Origin of the sequence: Flectobacillus sp. BAB-3569, from assembly GCF_002270355.1 — a bacterium.
In the GTDB taxonomy this organism is placed as follows: domain Bacteria; phylum Bacteroidota; class Bacteroidia; order Cytophagales; family Spirosomataceae; genus Flectobacillus; species Flectobacillus roseus.
In genome coordinates, this window is record NZ_NJFZ01000175.1 from 1 (window position 1) to 353 (window position 353).

Consider the following 353-nt stretch of genomic DNA (forward strand, 5'->3'; position numbering starts at 1 on the left):
GCGCATACTTTCTGGAGAATCTTCACAGACGGGCTCACCCAAAGCAATGGCAAAACCAGAGGCAATTTTGTAAGCGATAAATCCCTCGATTTTAGTGCCGAAAAAGAAAGTTTWACWCGAGTCTTTACTCTTTCTTCAAGGCGTGTACCTTCACCTTCAAGGTATTGAAGTAGTGGGTTTTGATCTCCATGATACAAAATATGTTGTAGTGATGGAGTATTTCAAGGACGTTTTTTCAAACAAAAAGGCCATCCAATCTGGATGGCCTCAGGTTAATAATTCCAAGTTAAGCACTCAATTTTTTCTTGGTAGCTTTCCGTCWRCCTCTACAGCTTAGGGTTTCTCAATATCTT

At 40.4% G+C, this 353-nt stretch carries 1 protein-coding gene; it reads right to left on the reverse strand.

Annotation, left to right across the window (positions count from 1 at the left end; translation table 11 throughout):
* A partial coding sequence (locus tag BWI92_RS28000) for a hypothetical protein (protein ID WP_217903517.1) occupies window positions 1–197 on the reverse strand: 197 nt, incomplete at its 3' end.
* Window positions 198–353: the final 156 nt, after the last annotated feature.